General features: G+C 58.3%; 13 protein-coding genes. 8 read left to right on the forward strand and 5 right to left on the reverse strand.

The annotated features are described in order from the left end of the window. Nucleotide 1: 1 nt before the first annotated feature. A complete protein-coding gene (gene rpiA / locus ACAM29_RS14065; protein WP_091826512.1) occupies nt 2-673 on the reverse strand; it encodes a ribose-5-phosphate isomerase RpiA in 672 nt (223 codons plus the stop codon). A 143-nt stretch (nt 674-816) separates the two neighbouring features. Between rpiA and ilvA the strand changes: the two genes are divergently transcribed. Next, on the forward strand, nt 817-2,334 hold the full coding sequence (ilvA, locus tag ACAM29_RS14070; RefSeq protein WP_354409480.1) for a threonine ammonia-lyase, biosynthetic: 1,518 nt from the start codon (nt 817-819) through the stop codon (nt 2,332-2,334). Here ilvA and ACAM29_RS14075 read toward each other — a convergent pair. Continuing rightward, nucleotides 2,320-2,871 (reverse strand): hypothetical protein, encoded by a 552-nt coding sequence (locus ACAM29_RS14075; protein ID WP_091826282.1) that lies wholly within the window; start codon nt 2,869-2,871, stop codon nt 2,320-2,322. The genes ilvA and ACAM29_RS14075 overlap by 15 nt on opposite strands. Before the next feature lie 275 nt (nt 2,872-3,146). Here ACAM29_RS14075 and ACAM29_RS14080 point away from each other — a divergent pair, with 275 nt between their 5' ends. The 4 genes from ACAM29_RS14080 (at nt 3,147) to ACAM29_RS14095 (ending at nt 8,724) form a co-directional block, all read left to right on the forward strand. Beyond that, nucleotides 3,147-3,599 (forward strand): universal stress protein, encoded by a 453-nt coding sequence (locus ACAM29_RS14080; RefSeq protein WP_369624493.1) that lies wholly within the window; start codon nt 3,147-3,149, stop codon nt 3,597-3,599. 64 nt (nt 3,600-3,663) lie between these two features. Next, nucleotides 3,664-4,647, forward strand: coding sequence for a TAXI family TRAP transporter solute-binding subunit (locus tag ACAM29_RS14085; RefSeq protein ID WP_091826279.1), 984 nt, complete (start codon nt 3,664-3,666; stop codon nt 4,645-4,647). 82 nt (nt 4,648-4,729) lie between these two features. Beyond that, nucleotides 4,730-6,895 carry a TRAP transporter fused permease subunit gene (locus tag ACAM29_RS14090; protein ID WP_369624494.1) on the forward strand — a complete coding sequence of 722 codons (2,166 nt, stop codon included), beginning with the start codon at nt 4,730-4,732 and terminating at the stop codon, nt 6,893-6,895. A 221-nt stretch (nt 6,896-7,116) separates the two neighbouring features. Further along, nucleotides 7,117-8,724, forward strand: a complete 1,608-nt coding sequence (locus ACAM29_RS14095; RefSeq protein WP_369624495.1) for a methyl-accepting chemotaxis protein — start codon at nt 7,117-7,119, stop codon at nt 8,722-8,724. Between the two features lie 63 nt (nt 8,725-8,787). Here the strand turns inward: ACAM29_RS14095 and ACAM29_RS14100 are convergent, their stop codons facing one another. After that, complete coding sequence (locus ACAM29_RS14100) at nt 8,788-10,155, reverse strand: sigma-54 dependent transcriptional regulator (RefSeq protein ID WP_091826274.1); 1,368 nt, start codon at nt 10,153-10,155, stop codon at nt 8,788-8,790. Beyond that, entirely contained in the window at nt 10,152-12,026 is a 1,875-nt protein-coding gene (locus ACAM29_RS14105) for an ATP-binding protein (protein WP_369624496.1), read from the reverse strand. Before ACAM29_RS14105 ends, ACAM29_RS14100 begins: the two co-directional genes overlap by 4 nt. Nucleotides 12,027-12,160: 134 nt before the next feature. On the opposite strand from ACAM29_RS14105, the gene pyk reads away from it, so the two are divergent. From pyk to gshA, 3 genes are all read left to right on the forward strand, one after another. Further along, nucleotides 12,161-13,597, forward strand: a complete 1,437-nt coding sequence (pyk, locus tag ACAM29_RS14110; RefSeq protein ID WP_091826271.1) for a pyruvate kinase — start codon at nt 12,161-12,163, stop codon at nt 13,595-13,597. Between the two features lie 18 nt (nt 13,598-13,615). Continuing rightward, entirely contained in the window at nt 13,616-15,880 is a 2,265-nt protein-coding gene (locus ACAM29_RS14115; RefSeq protein ID WP_369624497.1) for a Tex family protein, read from the forward strand. 66 nt (nt 15,881-15,946) lie between these two features. Next, a complete protein-coding gene (gene gshA / locus ACAM29_RS14120; RefSeq protein ID WP_369624498.1) occupies nt 15,947-17,518 on the forward strand; it encodes a glutamate--cysteine ligase in 1,572 nt (523 codons plus the stop codon). 3 nt (nt 17,519-17,521) lie between these two features. Here the strand turns inward: gshA and fliL are convergent, their stop codons facing one another. Continuing rightward, a complete protein-coding gene (gene fliL, locus ACAM29_RS14125; protein ID WP_091826267.1) occupies nt 17,522-17,920 on the reverse strand; it encodes a flagellar basal body-associated protein FliL in 399 nt (132 codons plus the stop codon). Between the last annotated feature and the right edge of the window lie 83 nt (nt 17,921-18,003).

Raw genomic sequence — 18,003 nt, forward strand, 5'->3', positions numbered from 1 at the left:
ATCAGCGCTTGAGGGTTTGAACCCCTTCGGGCGTCCCCATCAGAATCAGATCCGCTCCGCGTTGCGCAAACAGACCGTTGGTCACCACGCCAACAATATTATTCAGCTGCACCTCCAGCGCTTTTGGATCCAGAATTTCCAGATCGTGCAGATCCAGAATCACATTTCCGTTGTCAGTCACACAGCCTTCGCGGTACACGGGCTGTCCACCCAGCGCCGCCAACTGACGGCCCACATACGAGCGTGCCATGGGGATCACTTCCACCGGCAGCGGGAATGCTCCGAGCAAGTCCACCTGCTTGGACTGGTCCACTATACAAACAAACTCCTTTGCCACGGCTGCAACTATCTTCTCTCGCGTCAGCGCACCGCCACCGCCCTTGATCAAGTTCATGTAGGGGTCGAACTCATCAGCCCCATCAATGTAGAACTCCATCTGGCTGACTGAATTAAGATCCAGCACGTCAATACCGTGCCCGCGCAGGCGCTCTGCTGTAGCTTCAGAACTGGCAACAGCCGCCGCAAAGCGGTCTTTCACCTGCGCCAGTGCGTCGATGAAACAGTTGGCTGTAGAACCAGTACCGACTCCAACTATGCTGTCATCACGTAGTCGGGGTTTAATGTAGTCAACGGCTGCCTGCGCTACCGCCAGTTTCATCTTTTCCTGTGTCATCTTTGTGCCCGTCGCTGATTCAAACTGAGTTCGGATTATAGCAACCCTGGGTTGCCCTTGTAGACGCTGGGCAGTCAAGCCGATACCATTCTCTGATCCTGTGCCCTTTCGGGCCACCTGAACCGATGCTGATACCTGTCCCTATGCCACACCGATATATCAAGAAAATTCTCGAAGCGCGTGTCTATGACGCCGCCATCGAAACACCGCTGGACGAAGCGCGCGGCCTGTCTGAACGCCTTGGCAACCGAGTGCTGCTCAAGCGTGAAGACGAACAGCCAGTCTACTCCTTCAAACTGCGCGGCGCCTATAACAAGATGGTGCAGCTCACCGACGATGAGAAGGCGCGCGGCGTGATTACCGCATCTGCCGGCAACCATGCACAAGGCGTTGCCATGGCAGCCCGACTGCTCGGTGTTAAGGCCACCATCGTGATGCCGCGCACCACACCGGATGTAAAGGTGAACAACGTGCGCCGCCTTGGTGGCAAAGCGGTACTGATCGGGGACGCCTTTGACGATGCTCGCCGCCACTCGGAAAAGCTGATGGCTGAAAAGGGGCTGGTGTATGTCCACCCCTATGACGATCCTGAGGTGATTGCGGGCCAGGGCACCATTGCCATGGAAATCCTGCGTCAGGAAAGTGGTCATATTGATGCGATCTTCGTACCGGTAGGTGGTGGTGGATTGATCGCCGGCGTTGCCGCCTACGTCAAGTATCTGCGTCCGGAAACTCGGGTCATCGGCGTTGAGTCGGTCGAATCCGCCTGCCTTGCACTGGCAAAGGAGAAGGGCGAGCGTGCAATTCTGGACCAGGTTGGCATTTTTGCCGATGGCGTGGCCGTTGCCCAGATAGGCGAGCACACCTGGGAAATCTGTAAGGACCACGTGGACGAAGTGATCACCGTCTCGATCGATGAGATCTGTGCCGCCATCAAGGATATTTTCGATGACACCCGTTCGGTGTGCGAGCCGGCCGGGGCTCTGGGCGTGGCCGGATTGAAGAAGTACGTTGCCCGTGAAGGCATCAGCGGCCAGACACTTATCGCCATCGACTCAGGTGCCAATGTTAACTTTGACCGGCTGCGGCATATCGCCGAACGCTCGGAGCTGGGCGAAAAGCGTGAGGTGATCATCGCCGCCAAAATCCCGGAACGCCCCGGCAGCTTCAAGAAGTTCTGCACCGTACTGGGCAAGCGTAACATCACTGAATTCAACTACCGCTACAGCGATGATGATCAGGCGATCGTCTTTGCCGGTGTTCAGGTACGGCCGAACAATGACGGGCGTGAAGAGCTGCTGACAGAACTGCGCGAGCATCTGGATGAGGTGGTCGATCTCACCGACGACGAGACCGCCAAGCTGCATGTACGTTACATGGTCGGCGGTCACGCCCCGCAAAGCGTGGACAATGAAGCGGTGTTCCGCTTCGAATTCCCGGAACGCCCCGGCGCCTTGATGAAATTCCTAAGCAAGCTGGGCGGACGCTGGAACATATCCATGTTCCATTATCGCAACCACGGTGCCGCCTATGGACGCGTACTGGTTGGCATGCAGGTCCCGCAGACCGAGCGCAGCCAAGTGACCCGTTTCCTCGAAGAGATCGGCTACACCTGGTACGACGAGACCGACAACCCTGCCTATCAGCTATTTCTGGGCTGAGCCCGCTCGCACCACCGGACTCGGCCCCACCGGCCGATCCGGTGTCTCCGGCGAGACATCATAGACATCACGTGTCAGCGCCTGCAGGGTGAACAGCGCCAGCGACGCCAGCCCCCAGCTCAGACCCAGCACCACACCCGCATCCACAATTCCGCGCCAGGGCTGCTCCAGCAGTCGCACCAGCAGTATCAACAACACAATGCCGCTGCTGAGACAGATGGTGATGATCTGCCGACGCCGCTGGGCATGAAAGAATCCCATGCAGAACAAAGGTGCCAACAGCAGTCGCAGCGGCGTGACATGGCCTTTCAGGTAGCGGATTCGCGCGGCCGTGCGGGGTGAAAAGTTCTGCTGAAAGCCACGGTAGCCCTCTGCAAATCCCATGAAGCCCAGGCACAGTACCAGCGCCACCCAGTGATACCAGTCAAAACTGTCCAGCGGCATATCCAGCGCCATGCTGCCAAGGCGCCAGACGGCACTGCCCAGCAGCAGGCAGATGCCGGTAAAGCCCCAGAATGCTGCGATTACTCCGAGCATCTTGTCTCTCTGTCGGATTCAAAAGGAGGGGCATTATAGCCTGAACCACCCGGTGGCAGAAAACAGCAACAAACGGGCGGCTTTCCACCCATTTCATCCATGACTACGGGTGATTCTCCGCCCATCTTGCGGTTTACCGGATCGCCTGCTCATCTCCCACCCCCCGAAAAAGGCTGTTTGCCACAGATTGGCACGGAGCCTGCTTTACAGCTGTTACACGGCGCCCGGGCTTGCATCAGCCACTGCCGGATACAACAACAAGTAAAGGTACATCCATGGCGACCTACAACACATTGCTGTTCGCGACCGACTTCTCGGAAGGCGCAGAAAAGGCCGTAGAACATGCCCGCACCCTCGCCACACTGACCGGTGCACGACTCCATCTGCTGCATGTGATCACGGAACTGTCCGACCAGCGCCGCAAGCGCATTCCCGCTGACGTGATCGACACCTTTATCCACGAGGTCACAGATGTGGCCAACACGGATATGGAAGCCTTCTGCCAGCGGCACTTTGCCGATGCCGAATCTCAGGGCATTCAGCTGACCCATGAGGTGATGTTCGGCAGTGGCTACACCGACATCATCGAGGCCGCCAAACAGCTGGGTGCCGACATGATCATTCTGGGTACCCACGGCAAGACCGGTATCGAAAAAATACTGGTCGGCTCTACAGCCGAGCGTGTGGTACGCCACTCCCCCATTCCCGTTTTGACCGTCAGGTCCTGAGCCTTATCAGGTCACTGGAGCACAACCGCAAGACAACAAGCAACACAACAGGAGAAATACAATAATGAATATTCTGTCCAAGAAATCACTGGTTGCCGGCTGTATCGGCGCTGTCATGGCGACCACCGCAGCATTCGCCGAAGACCGCAGCGATTGGCCCAGCAGCATTACGGTGGGTACCGCAAGCCAGGGTGGCACTTACTACATCTATGGCGCCGGCTGGGCCAATATGGTCGGTGAAGCCCTGGGTATCTCGGCCGGTGCAGAAGTGACCGGTGGTCCGGTTCAGAACGCCACTCTGGTACAGATGGGCGAGCATGCCTTTGGCATGGTCACCACCGGGCCGCTGGTAGCAGCACTGCAGGGCAAGAGCGCTCTGGCACCGGGCATGTCCCATGAAGATGTCCGCGCTGTATTCCCGATGTATCAGACCACTCTGCAGATCATTGCCCTCAAGAGCTCAGGCATCGACTCCGTGGATGATCTGGATGGCAAGACCGTGGGTGTTGGCCCTGCCGGCGGTACCGCTGACATGTACCATCCGCAGCTGTTCAAGAAACTGGGGCTGAACGTCAGCACCCGTAATGGTGGTGCGGCCGATCAGGCCGGTCAGCTGCAGGATGGCCTGATTGACGCCTTTGCCTTTGCAGCCGGCGTGCCGATCTCGGCCTTCAACCAGCTGGAAGCCCAGGCTGATGTGAACATCTTCTCCTACTCGCCGAAGAACATCGAAAAGATCGCAGCTGATTACCCTGAGCTGAGTGCCGGTACCATCCCTGCTTCTGTTTACTCTTCACTGGATGAAGATGTATCTGCGCTGTCACTGTGGAACTTTGCCATCACCCATAAGGACATGCCGGAATCGCTGGTATACGGCGTAACCAAGACCGTGATGGAAAACAACGACCGCATGCTGCAGATCCATGGTGCGGCCAAGGAAACCCTGCCGGAGAACTACAAGTACAACACCATCGTGCCCTGGCACGCCGGTGCAGTCCGCTGGTTCGAAGAGAACGGCTATGAAATCCCGGCAAACATGAAGGATTGATTCGCTCAATAGGGACGTTTGCCCGCGCTGCCGGACCACTGGCCGGCAGCGCTCAACATGGCTTAATGCAGGTCCATATAACATGACAGACAAAACTCCGGCATCCGCCGATGCCGCAGCAGACAAAATCGGCGCAGAAGGCGTAGCCGATGTTCCGCTTGGTCATAACGAGCGGGATCTGAGTGGCGCAGTTGGCAAGATCATTTTCTTCACCTGTGTGTGCTACACACTGCTGCACCTCTACGCATTGAACGTATCCCCCATCGAAACCTGGGCATTCCGCATCATCCATGTCGCAGGGGGTCTGGTGGTGGGGTTTGCACTGATCGCAGCCTTTACCCTCGACCGGCAGACACAACCAGCACCGCTGTCGCCACTGCAGTGGGCCGCCCGCGTGCCAACCAGCCTGGCTATCGTTCTGGCCGCCGCAGGCATCGCCTATGCGTGGTTCAGTCGTATGGTGCTGGGTGAACTGCCGCCCAACTGGCTGTTGCCCCAGGTTGCCTGGGCACTGGCACTCGGAACCGGGGCCGCTGTCATCAGCAGCTGGATCTGGCGCACCGGCCATAACCGGCATATTTTCTGGGCTGACCGGGTACTGATGCTGTCGGCCATCGTTGTTGCAGCCTACCTGTTGTTTGTTCTGGGTCGCTGGCGCATGGCTGCAGGTACACCGATGGCGGGCCAAACCGAGTTTCTGGTGGCACTGGCCGGTGTCGTGCTGATCATGGAACTGACACGACGTGTCGCCGGTCTGGCCCTGATTATCATCACGGCGGTATTTCTGGCGTACGCCTTTGCCGGTCCCTGGCTGCCGGGTATTCTGGAGCACCGTGGCTACTCCATGCAGCGTTTCTTCACCTACATCTACACCGATAACGGCATTCTCGGCCCAACTACCGCGGTATCATCCACCTACATCATTCTGTTCATCACCTTCGCCGCCTTTTTGCAGGCATCGCGTGTAGGTGATTACTTCGTCAACTTTGCCTTTGCCGCGGCCGGTCGCGCCCGTGGCGGCCCGGCCAAGGTGGCAGTATTCGCATCCGGCTTGATGGGCATGATTAACGGTACCTCGGCAGGCAACGTGGTGGCCACCGGCAGTCTTACCATCCCGCTGATGAAAAAGGTCGGTTACCACCCACGCAGTGCCGGTGGCATTGAGGCGGCCGCATCAACCGGCGGTCAGATTGTGCCGCCGATCATGGGTGCCGGCGCATTCATCATGGCTGAAGTGACCGGCATTCCCTACACCGATATCGCCATTGCCGCTTTGATCCCGGCTGCACTGTATTTCCTGTCGATCTATTTCATGGTTGACCTGGAAGCACGTCGCGAAGGCATGTCAGGCCTGTCGAAAGACCAGCTGCCAGTGTTCAGCCAAATGATCAAGCAGGTCTACCTGTTCCTGCCGATCATCATTTTGGTATCGACTCTGTTCATGGGTTACTCGGTTATTCGGGCCGGTACGCTGGCGATGGTCAGTGCCGCCGTTGTCTCCTGGCTGACCCCCTACCGCATGGGCATACGCGCCCTGCTTGAAGCCCTGTCGCTGGGTGCGCGCATGGCGATTCCGCTGATCGCTGTTTGTGCCTGTGCCGGTATCATTGTCGGGGTCATCAGCCTGACCGGAGTGGGCGCTCGCTTCGCCTCCATGCTTTTGGGGATTGCAGATGCAAGCCATATGCTGGCACTGTTCTTCGCCATGTGCATCAGTATCCTGCTGGGCATGGGCATGCCAACCACGGCCGCCTACGCCGTCGCGGCATCCGTGGTGGCTCCGGGTCTGCAGCAGATCGGCATTCCGCCGCTAGTTGCACACTTCTTCGTGTTCTACTACGCGGTACTGTCAGCCATCACACCGCCTGTTGCACTGGCCGGATACGCGGCTGCCGCGATTTCCGGAACAGACCCGCTGAAGACCGCCGTCACTTCATTCAAGTTCGGTCTGGCTGCGTTCATCGTGCCATTCATGTTCTTCTACAGCCCGGCACTGCTGATGGAAGGCAGCTGGGGCGAGGTACTGCGCGTGTTCATTACCGCTTCTGCCGGCATCTACCTGCTGGCCGCCGCGATTCAGGGTTGGTTCCTGAACGGCAGTGTCAACCGTGTCCAGCGATGCATGCTGCTGGTGGCCGCTCTGGCGATGATTGCCGGTGGCCTGCTCACCGATGCGATCGGTATCGGCCTGAGTGCACTGGTGCTGTTCTGGCAGCTGGCAACACGTCGCACTGCTCTGGCCAGCTAGCCCCTGGATCCGTGGTAATAGTCAAGGGCGCCCCCTGCCGGGGCGCCCTTTTTCATTTCAGGGCACAGGGCTCACAAGTAGCTGTGTTAACGGGCCTGAAGTTGATCCGGGTCTGTAGCGGTTCAGCGTTTTTTCGCTTAGGATCTGGTAATGTGAATACACAATTAGTGTCTGCCCCCTGTCACATAACAACCTCCAACCTAAGATCGGAACGGGATACAGTGAAAAAAGGTCTGTCGATACAAAACAAGGTTAACCTCTCGCTGATTGCTGTATTTCTGATTATTCTCATCAGCTCTCTGACCACCATATATCGCAGCGAAACCTCACTGGTTGACAACGTTGTTACCCGTTCGACTCTTGACTCGGCCGATTCATACTTCGACAGCATCAACATGCTGATGCTCAGTGGCGCCATGGCCAACCGTGGCACTCTACAGCAAAAAATTCTTTCCAACCCAGCCATCACTGAAGCCCGCATTATTCGTGGTCAGCAGATCACAGACGTGTACGGCCCCGGTACTCCAGATTCGATGCCGGTTGATGAGTATGATCAACGAGCCATGCGCGGCGAGCAGGTGATTGAAGAACTTAACGATGAGCAGGGGCACCGCCTTACCGTCGTCACGCCAATGCGTGCCCTGTCTGATTACAAGGGCACCAACTGCCTGCTGTGCCATCAAGTGGAAGAAGATGAAGTGGTCGGCGCCGTTCGTGTGACCTATTCCTATGAAGCGCTGGACAAGCAGATCAACAGCAATCTGATCAGTGTTGCCCTGATCGAGCTGGCACTGTTCGTTGCCGGCATCATCCTGATCAGCCTGCTTCTGCGTCGTATCGTGGTCACGCCGGTGAACCGCCTGGCCGAGACCATTCATGCCATTGAGCGCGACAACGACCTGAACCAGCGCACTCCGGTCAGCTCCAGCGACGAAATTGGCGAGATGTCGGCTGCTTTCAACTCGATGCTGGAAAACATCCACGACAGCATGCAGCATGTTCGTCAAACCGTGGCACAACTGGCCGACTCAGGCAGCCGTATCAGCAAAGTCGCTACCGAATCGGCCTCGGCTGTACATCATCAGCAAATGCAAACCAGCTCAGTCGCTTCGGCCATGGAGCAGATGGAAGCCGCCACGCGCAGTGTTGCGGCCAGTGCTGAAAACACGGTGTCCGCATCCAATATGGCGCTACAGGAAAGCAGTGACGGCGCGCGCGTTACTCAGCAGGCCATTACCGCCATTACTCGTTTGCAGCAGGATATAGACCGCGCAACCCAAGTGATCCAGAAACTGGACAGTCAAAGTCAGAATGTGGGGACGGTGTTGGAGGTGATTCAGAAAATCGCCGAGCAAACCAACCTGCTGGCCCTGAATGCGGCGATCGAAGCGGCTCGAGCCGGTGAACAGGGTCGTGGCTTTGCCGTGGTCGCGGACGAGGTACGGACACTGGCCAGCCGGACTCACAACTCTACCGAAGAGATCAATCACATCATTGCCGAACTGCAAAATGATGCCAAGGAGGCCGTGACCGTGATGCAACAGGCACTGGCAGCGGCAGGCGACGGAGTCGAGCAGGTACAGAAGACCAACTCTGCGCTGACCAATATCACGGAAGAAGTCCGCGTGATCAACGACCTTAACCATCAGGTCGCCAGTGCCGTCCGCGAGCAGAGTGAAATGGCCAGCAGTGTGGAACGCAGCATCAGCGAGATCAGCAACAGTGCAGAAGACACCGCCGAGCGTTCCGAGCATCTGAACCGTGTTTCAGATGAGCTGGAACAGCTGTCAAAAGAGCTGGAGCAAATGCTCAGCCGCTTCAAGCTCTAAACCCCGCTGGTTGCCAACCAAATCCATCAGGTTTGGCTGGCAACCGACTCTGGTGTCGATCGATTACTGCTTGTAATCACGCTTGTCGAGGCCGTACTTTTTCATCTTGTCGTACAGTGTCTTGCGTGGCAGCCCCAGGCTTTCCTGGGTGTCCTTGATCGATCCTCCGTGTCGCCCAAGTTCGGTATGGATCAACATTTTCTCAAACCGCTCCACCTGCTGCGGCAGGCTCATCTCCCCGACCGAGTCAGGGTCGCTGATCGGACGATTATCGAAATCGAAAGTACAGCCCTCCCCCAGCAGAACATAGCGTTCGGCCAGATTACGCAGCTCCCTGACGTTACCGGGCCAGTCATGCAGCATCAGGCTATGCATGCGCTCGGCTGACAACGATGGCATTTCACGCCCGTACTGGGAAGATGCCACCAGAGCGAAGTGCTGGAACAGCAGCGGAATATCCTCTCGCCGCTCCCGCAAGGGCGGAATATCCAGTTTGACCACGTTAAGACGGTAGTACAGATCCTCACGGAAGCGGCCTGCCGCCACCTCCTGCCTGAGGTCCACCTTGGTGGCAGCGATGACACGCAAGTCCAGCGGAATCAGCGTATTCGAACCCAGTCGCTCGATGGCACGCTCTTCCAGCACACGCAGCAGCTTGATCTGCAGCGCCATCGGCATGCTTTCAATCTCATCCAGAAACAGCGTGCCGCCGCTGGCGTGCTCAAACTTGCCGATGCGACGCGTTTTGGCATCGGTAAACGCCCCGGCCTCGTGGCCGAACAACTCACTTTCAATCAGGTTTTCCGGCACGGCACCACAGTTGATGGCAACGAAGTTGTGTTCACGCCGCGGTCCGTGTTCATGCAGATAGCGCGCCAGCAGATCCTTGCCACAGCCGGTTTCGGCATGAATAAGGATGTCTGCCGGCATCCCGGCAACAGAGCGGCTGGTACGACGCAAGGCGCGCAGGATGGGGGTATTGCCAATGATACGCGGGCCCGGCACGTTCTGCGCTTCAAGTTCATCCCGCAACTGGCGGATCTCCAGTGTCAGATTGCGCTTGTCCAGTGCACGGCGCACAACATCCAGCAATAGCTCAGCTGCAAAGGGTTTTTCAATAAAATCGTAGGCCCCTTCGCGAATCGCGCTGACGGCCATGGAGATATCACCATGCCCTGTAATCAAAATGACCGGCAGGTCTGCGTCAACCTGATGGATGCGGCGCATCAGCTCCAGTCCATCGATTCCCGGCAGGTTGATATCCGTGATAACCACCCCTGGCCAGTCCTCGCTGACGCGCTCGAGTGCTGGCTCAGCGCGTTCCAGCGTCGTCACTTCATATCCGGCCAGCTCCAGCGTCTGTCCAGCCGCCACACGGATATGGTGTTCATCATCGATCAAAATAACCGGCAGAAGATCAGGCTTGTTCATTGTGAATCTCCATCCATGCCAGCCTCGGCGGGCTGGGCCAGCAGCAGTTCAAGGGTGAACACGGCACCACCTTCGGGATGATTGGCCGCAGTCAGGTGCCCACCCAGGTTTTCAATAATCCTGTGGGAGATCGATAGCCCCAGACCCAGGCCCTGACCACTTTGTTTGGTGGTGTAGAAAGGCTCAAATACCTGCTGTGGATCTTCCGCCTCAATGCCAGGACCGGTATCGTGCAGCGAAAGCCTTATCCGCTCACCCTGCTGTTCCAGACCAACTTCGATTCGTTTGTGCACACACGACTCCATTGCCTGCATGGCGTTGGCCAACAGGTTAACCAGCACCTGCTCCAGTCTGAGCGTATCGCCCAGCACATGGATCCGAGACAGCCCTGCCGGCCAAACGATTTCAACACCCTGCTGGCCCAGGCGCCCATACATGATCGACATGGCTCCATCCTTAACGGCCTGCAATGACACCGGCATCGGACGGCCACTGCTTTTGCGAGCGAACTCTTTCAACGGGTGGATGATCCTCGCCATTCGGTCGGTCAGCCCGGCTATCTCTTTCAGGTTATCCCCAACCCGATCAAACCGTTCCAGGCGCAGGAAGGCCTGAGCATTATCGGCATAATTGCGGATCGCCGTCAGTGGCTGGTTCAGCTCATGATTAATCCCGGCCGCCAGTTGGCCCAACACTGCCAGCTTGGCGGTCTGTACCAGTTCGTTCTGGGTACTCTGGTGCTGTTCCATCTCTTCCAGCAAGCGGGCGTTGGTCCGTGTCAAATCGGCCGTTCGCTCTTCAACACGAGTTTCCAGTACATCCCGTGCCGCCTGCAGGGCCTGCAGTTCACGAACTTCAAATTCACGTCGCTGCCGCACAATACGCCAGCGAGCCTGAATAAACAGCACCAGCAATAACAACGCTATACAGACGAAACCCGCCAACACAACGGCCTGCAGCACGGCCCGATCCACGGGAGTGGTGCGCGCAAAGACCGCCACGTTCAGGCCAGTATTAGGCACCGGCTTGGTCAGCAGCAGGAAATCCTCACTGCGCTGGGCAACCGGATGGGATGCCTGATCACCTGTCCTTCGCAGGGTCACCCGCTCAGCCCGCCCTCCCTCCAGCGTCTGGTGGCGAACCAGCTCCAGCGGCTCCAGTGGCTGTCCCAGATAGCGCTGGCTCTGTTGAATGCGCTGCAGATCCTGTGAAGACAAACCGCCCAGTGCATGGAACTTCCACTCCGGCCGAGTCGTGATGACAATAACGCCATCTTCATCGGTCACGGCAATATCGATGATCGGATCGCTCCAGTCCTGTTCCACCTCATTCAGGTCGATCTTGACCACGATCGCACCCGCAATCCGCTCACCGATCCTGACCGGCCAGGAAAAATAATAGCCACGCTGGCGAGAGGTCGTTCCCAGCGCGAAATAGTGTCCGGTCTTGCCTGCCATGGCATCACGAAAATAGGGCCGGAAGCCGAAATTCAGCCCGACAAAGCTGTTCTCCCGGTTCCAGTTGCTCGCGGCCTGGGTGACGCCCTGCGCATCCATCAGGTAGCTGTCTGATGCACCCAGGATACGCGTTACCTGTTCCAGATAGAGGTTCGTATGCTGAATAACATCGGGATTTTCCGGTTGGGCTAGTGCTTCCATGAAATTGGAGTGGGTTGCCAGCAGCCGTGGCAGATCCTTGTACCGATCCAGCTTCTGCTGCACACTCAGGGCATAGCGGTTCAGATCCGATTCGGCCCGACTTTGCAGTGCTTCCAGTGCTTGTCGCTGACTCAGCTGGGCCGTTTGCAGCAACACCAGTACCAGCACCAATAACCCCAGCAACAACGACAGGGGCCGGTGGCTGCTGCGCACGGCGGAATTCACCTGCCGCCCCCATAAGGGCAGTCAGCCACCGGTTGATTACCCGCCAGTGCTTGAAAAAACAGATGCAGAATCATACTTTAGTCGCAGCTCCCGTCCCATCCTCGACCATGAGACCCAAACAGATGCTTAAGCGTACCAAAATTGTTGCCACTCTGGGCCCTGCTACTGACAAAGCCGGCGTAATTGATGACTTGATCCGTGCCGGCGTAAACACGGTACGTCTTAACTTCTCACACGGCAGCGCAGCCGATCACCGCCGCCGGGTGGATGCCGTGCGTGCGGCCAGCCGCCGCACCGGTGAGTCCGTGGCCCTGCTGGGTGACCTGCAGGGCCCAAAGATTCGCATTTCCCGCTTCAAGGAAGGGCCTATCCAGCTGGCGATCGGTGATCGCTTTACACTGGATGCCGCCATGGATGAAACCGCTGGCGACCAAAACGCTGTCAGCGTGGACTACAAGGCACTGCCGCAGGATTGCAGCGCAGGTGACATTCTGTTGCTGGACGATGGTCGCGTACAGTTAAAGGTATTGGAGATCAATGGCAGTCGCATTGAAACCGAAGTAACGGTCGGCGGCCCTCTGTCCAACAACAAGGGGATCAACCGTCAGGGCGGCGGCCTGAGTGCCGCTGCACTGACCGACAAGGACCGGCACGACATCAAGGTGGCCGCCGAGCTGGAAATGGATTATGTCGCCGTTTCCTTCCCGCGTACCGCCGAGGATCTTAACGTCGCGCGTGAACTGCTGGAAGCCGCCGGCAGCCGCGCCGAAATTATCGCCAAGGTGGAGCGCGCCGAAACCGTAGCCACACCCGAAGCGCTGGATGAGATCATCAACGCCTGCGACGGTGTCATGGTGGCGCGGGGCGATCTGGGTGTAGAGATCGGTGATGCAGAACTGATCGGTGTGCAGAAACATATCATCAAGCGTGCACGCCAGCTCAACCGCGTGGTGATCACCGCCACCCAGATGATGGAGACCATGATTCTCAACCCGATGCCGACCCGTGCCGAGGTGTTCGATGTGGCCAACGCCATTCTCGACGGTACCGATGCGGTGATGCTCTCGGCGGAAACCGCCGCCGGCAACTACCCGGTAGAAGTGGTGCAGGCGATGACCCGTATCTGCCAGGGTGCCGAAAAGCATCAGCTGTCGCGCCCGGCCCCTGTAGCACCTGATCACCTGTGTACCCGCACCGACGAGGCGATTGCCCGTGCTGCCATGTACACCGCCAACGGCGTGGAGAACATCAAGGCAATCATCTGTCTGACCGAATCCGGTTCGACCCCATTGTGGATGTCGCGCATTCGCTCCGGCATCCCAATTTTTGCCCTCACCCGCAATGACCGTACCCTGCGTCGCATGGCACTTTACCGTGGCGTAATGCCGATGTTTTTCGATGCCACCGCCGTCAGTGAAGAGCGCCTGAATGACGAAATTCTGGCCGGCCTTCAGGCTCGAGAACTGCTCGGCAGCGGCGACCGCATCATCTTGACCCGCGGCGCCCGTCTCGGCGAGCATGGCGGCACCAACTCGCTGCAGATTCTGCAGCTCCCCTGAGTCTGAGCACGAGCGCCCATGACAATCGAACAACAACTGGCTACCGAGCTGAGCATCCGCCCGGCTCAGGTAGCAGCTACGCTGGCCCTGCTGAACGAAGGCGCCACTATTCCCTTCATCGCCCGTTACCGAAAGGAGCAGACCGGCGCCCTGGATGATACCCAGCTGCGCCAACTGCATGAGCGGCTGGGGCAGCTGCGAGAGCTGGAAAGCCGGCGCGAAGCGATTCTTGGTCGTCTGCGTGAACAGCAGCAGCTGACACCGGAGCTGGAGCAGGCCCTGCTGACGGCCGACAGTCGCGCCCGCCTTGAAGATCTCTACTTGCCCTACCGCCCCAAACGGCGCAACAAGGCACAGGAAGCACGTGGGGCAGGACTGGAGCCGCTGGCGCTGGAAGCCCTGCAGCAAGGGCAATTGCCCGTAGGCAAGCTGGAGCAGTTTCTCAACTCTGAAGCCGGTTTTATTGATGCTGACACAGTGGCCGAGGGCGTGCGCCAGATCTTGCTGGAGACCCTGAGCGAGGATGCCGAGCTGATCGGCGTCCTGCGCCAACGACTGTGGCAGCAGGGCGAGTTGCAGGTTCGTGCAGCCCGTGGCAAGGCGGATCCGGACAGCAAGTTCCGTGACTACTTCGACTACGCCGAGCCGATCGCGCGCGTACCTTCGCACAGGGCACTGGCTGCGTTGCGCGGGGTAGCCGAAGGCGTACTCAAGGCCAGCCTGCAGCTGCCGGAAAATCTTGCCGGCTGGCCGGAAGAGCAGATGGCCAAACGCCACCATCTACGTCCGGCCCAGCTCGACAGCTGGATGCTGCAAACACTGCAGCAGACATGGCAGAAAAAAATGCGCCCCTCGCTGGAGACCGAGCTGATCAAACGTCTGCGTGAACAGGCTGACCTGGCCGCCATTGAGGTCTTTGCCCGCAACCTGCAGGATCTGTTGCTGGCTGCTCCGGCCGGGGCCCGCGCCACCCTTGGGCTGGACCCGGGCCTGCGTACCGGTGTCAAGGTGGCGGTTATCGACGCTACCGGCAAGCTGGTCGACTACACAACCATCTATCCACATGTACCACAACAGCAATGGGACAAGTCCCTCCACACACTGACCACACTGGCAAAAAGGCACCAGATCGAGCTGATCGCTGTGGGTAACGGCACCGCCTCGCGCGAGACCGAGCAGCTGGCACAGGCAGTGTGCAAGGCATTGCCGCAGCAGAACATTCAGGCCGTACTGGTCAACGAGGCGGGAGCCTCCATCTACTCGGCATCCGAACAGGGGGCGGCTGAATTCCCCGATCTAGATGTCACCATCCGTGGTGCTGTATCCATCGCGCGCCGGCTGCAGGACCCTCTGGCAGAGCTGGTCAAGATCGATCCCAAGTCGATCGGCGTCGGCCAGTATCAGCACGATGTCGATCAGAGCCGCCTAGGTGATGCGTTAACCGGCGTGATTGAACATTGCGTCAACCATGTCGGTGTGGACGTGAATACCGCCTCGGCAGCCCTGTTAAGCCACGTGGCAGGCCTTAACCGCACCACGGCCGAGAACATTGTCGCCTGGCGCGATGCCAATGGCGCTCTACGCAACCGACGCCAGCTGCTGAAGATTCCGCGTCTTGGACCAAAAGCGTTTGAGCAGTGCGCCGGCTTTCTACGCATTCGTGAAGGTGAAGAGCCACTGGATAACTCGGCGGTACACCCGGAGAGCTATCCTCTTGCCGAAGCGATTGCCGACAGCTGCAAGTTGTCACTCAAAGCCCTGCTGCAACAGCCGGAGAAACTTCAGCAGGTCGACAGAGCCCGGCTGGAAGCACAGGGTTATGGCACCTATACCCTTCGTGATGTGATCGCCGAGCTGGAAAAGCCCGGCCGTGACCCACGTCCGGAGTTTCGATCGGTACAGTATGCCGCCGGCGTCGAAACCCTGAAGGACCTACAGCCTGACATGGAGCTGGAAGGTGTCGTTACCAACGTGACCCACTTCGGCGCCTTCGTCGATATCGGAGTGCATCAGGACGGGCTGGTGCACATATCTCAGCTGTCCGACCGCTTCATCAGCGATCCACATACAGTGGTCAGCAGCGGCCAGATCGTACAGGTCCGAGTGCTGGAGGTAGACGAAAAACGCAAGCGGATTGCGTTGAGCATGAAGTCAGGCTCCCGCAGGCAGCCAACCGGCGCGACGGGACAGTCCGCCGCCCCGCCGCCTCGTCCGGCACCAGCTGCTGCAGGTGGAACTCTGGCGGACAAACTGCGCGCGGCCGGCCTCAAACAAGGCCGTTGACAGCAAGCGGATGCATTTAAACCGGGGCAGGGCGTATAATGCGCCCCTTCAACGCAAGTGACAGGAATGATGACGGTGCTGGCAACTCTGGAACACCAACTTGAACTTCTGGCCCGCCAGGGCTGTGCCAACCTCCTTACCCGGACCCTGCAGGGCATCGAGAAGGAGGGCCTGAGAGTGCGTCCTGACGGGCAGATCGCACAGACACCCCACCCTCAAGGATTGGGGTCGGCACTGACTCACAAGTACATCACGACCGACTACTCTGAAGCGCTGCTGGAGTTCATCACCCCGGTACACGAAAGCCCGGAGTCTGCACTGGCGTTTCTTTCCGATCTGCACGCCTTCAGCTGGCAGCAGCTCGGTGATGAGCAGCTATGGTGTGCCAGCATGCCGTGTGAAATTGCTGGAGAGGATGCGATCCCCATCGCCGACTATGGCAGCTCAAACGTGGGCAGGCTCAAGCACGTGTACCGTCAGGGGCTGAAATACCGTTACGGCAAGATGATGCAAACCATTGCAGGCATCCACTACAACTTTTCCCTGCCGGAAGCCTTCTGGCCACAGTGGCAGGCGATATGTGAAAACAGTGACAGCCTGCAGGAGTTTCGCTCTGCCAGCTACTTCCGTTTGATCCGCAATTTCCGTCGCTACGGCTGGCTGCTGCTGTATCTGTTCGGAGCCTCTCCGGCACTGTCCGCCTCTTTCATGGCTGGACGGTCTCACCAGCTGGAAACACTGAATGCGAACACGCTCTATCTGCCATGGGCCACCTCCCTGCGTATGAGCGATCTGGGCTATTCAAACAAGGCTCAGGCATCACTGCAGATCTGTTTCAACCATCTGGACAGTTACGCCGACTCGCTGCAGCAGGCGATTCACACTTCGCACGCGGCCTATGAAGACATTGGTGTCAAAGTCGATGGCGAATACCGTCAGCTGAACACCAACGTGCTGCAGATCGAAAACGAATACTACAGTGACATCCGTCCAAAACGGGTGACACAGTCCGGGGAAAAGCCCGTGCACGCCCTGATCAAGCGCGGGATTGAGTATATCGAGGTACGTAACACCGATATCAACCCACTGCTGCCCCTGGGCATGGATCTGGATCAGGCCCGCTTCCTCAATGTCTTCCTGATCAGCTGTTTGCTGGGACAGGCCGATGACCTGGACGAAGCCGAGTGCCGGATGGTGGCTGAAAACCACAGCCGTGTCGTCAACCGCGGTCGCGAGCCGGGTCTCAAGCTGCTGACGCCCGCCGGTGAAGTCAGCCGTGAGGCGCTGGGCTACCAAGTGCTGGAAAAAGTGGCCAAAACCGCTGCGCTGCTGGACGATGCACAGGGCACCGACCACTACCGTCGATCTGTCTCGCTGCAGCGCGCCAAGCTGGAAGACTCCGCGTTGACGCCATCGGCCCAAGTGCTTAAAGCCCTGCGTGAAAGCGGCATGGGCTACAGTGAATGGGTACTGGCAATCAGCTCAGAGCATCGAGCCAATATTGAGCCCCTTATCGACCCCGCCGTGAAGCAATCCCTGCTGGACGAAGCCGCTCGCTCGCTGACGGAGCAGGCTGAACTGGAGCAGGCCGAACAACCGCCGTTTGATCAGTTTCTGGCCGACTACGTGGCACGCTGAAAACTACTGGGTTACAAAGCTGGTAAAAAAGAGGTCGGCCACATGTGTGTTGCCGGTCTCTTCCTTCAACAGCTGCTGTACCGTCTGCAGGGCCCGTTCTGCCAGTACCTGCTGGGCGGCGATGCTGCCTAGATCTTCTTCCGTAACACCCGAAAACAGAAACACCAGATCATTGCGGATGTGCGCAACGTGAGCATTGACGGCATGATGCGCTGACGGGTCATCCACCTGGATCGTCACTTCAGCCTTCAGGAAACGAACCGGTCCCGGGCCACCGTAGTTGGTCACAAAAGGCTTGAGCTCAATGTAGTTGATGTAGTCTTCAGCTGTTTTTTCCGCCTGCGCAGGCAGGCTGACACTGGCTGCCAGCAGCAGTAATGCCAGCATTTTGCTTTTCCACATCCCAAAACTCTCCGCATCGTGTGTGCAAAAACTCAGTATACCGCTGCACGGTGCGCAATCTCCATGCCTTCGGATGCTTGTTG

The sequence above is a fragment of the Marinobacterium sp. BA1 genome (assembly GCF_041155135.1).
Lineage (GTDB): Bacteria > Pseudomonadota > Gammaproteobacteria > Pseudomonadales > Balneatricaceae > Marinobacterium > Marinobacterium iners.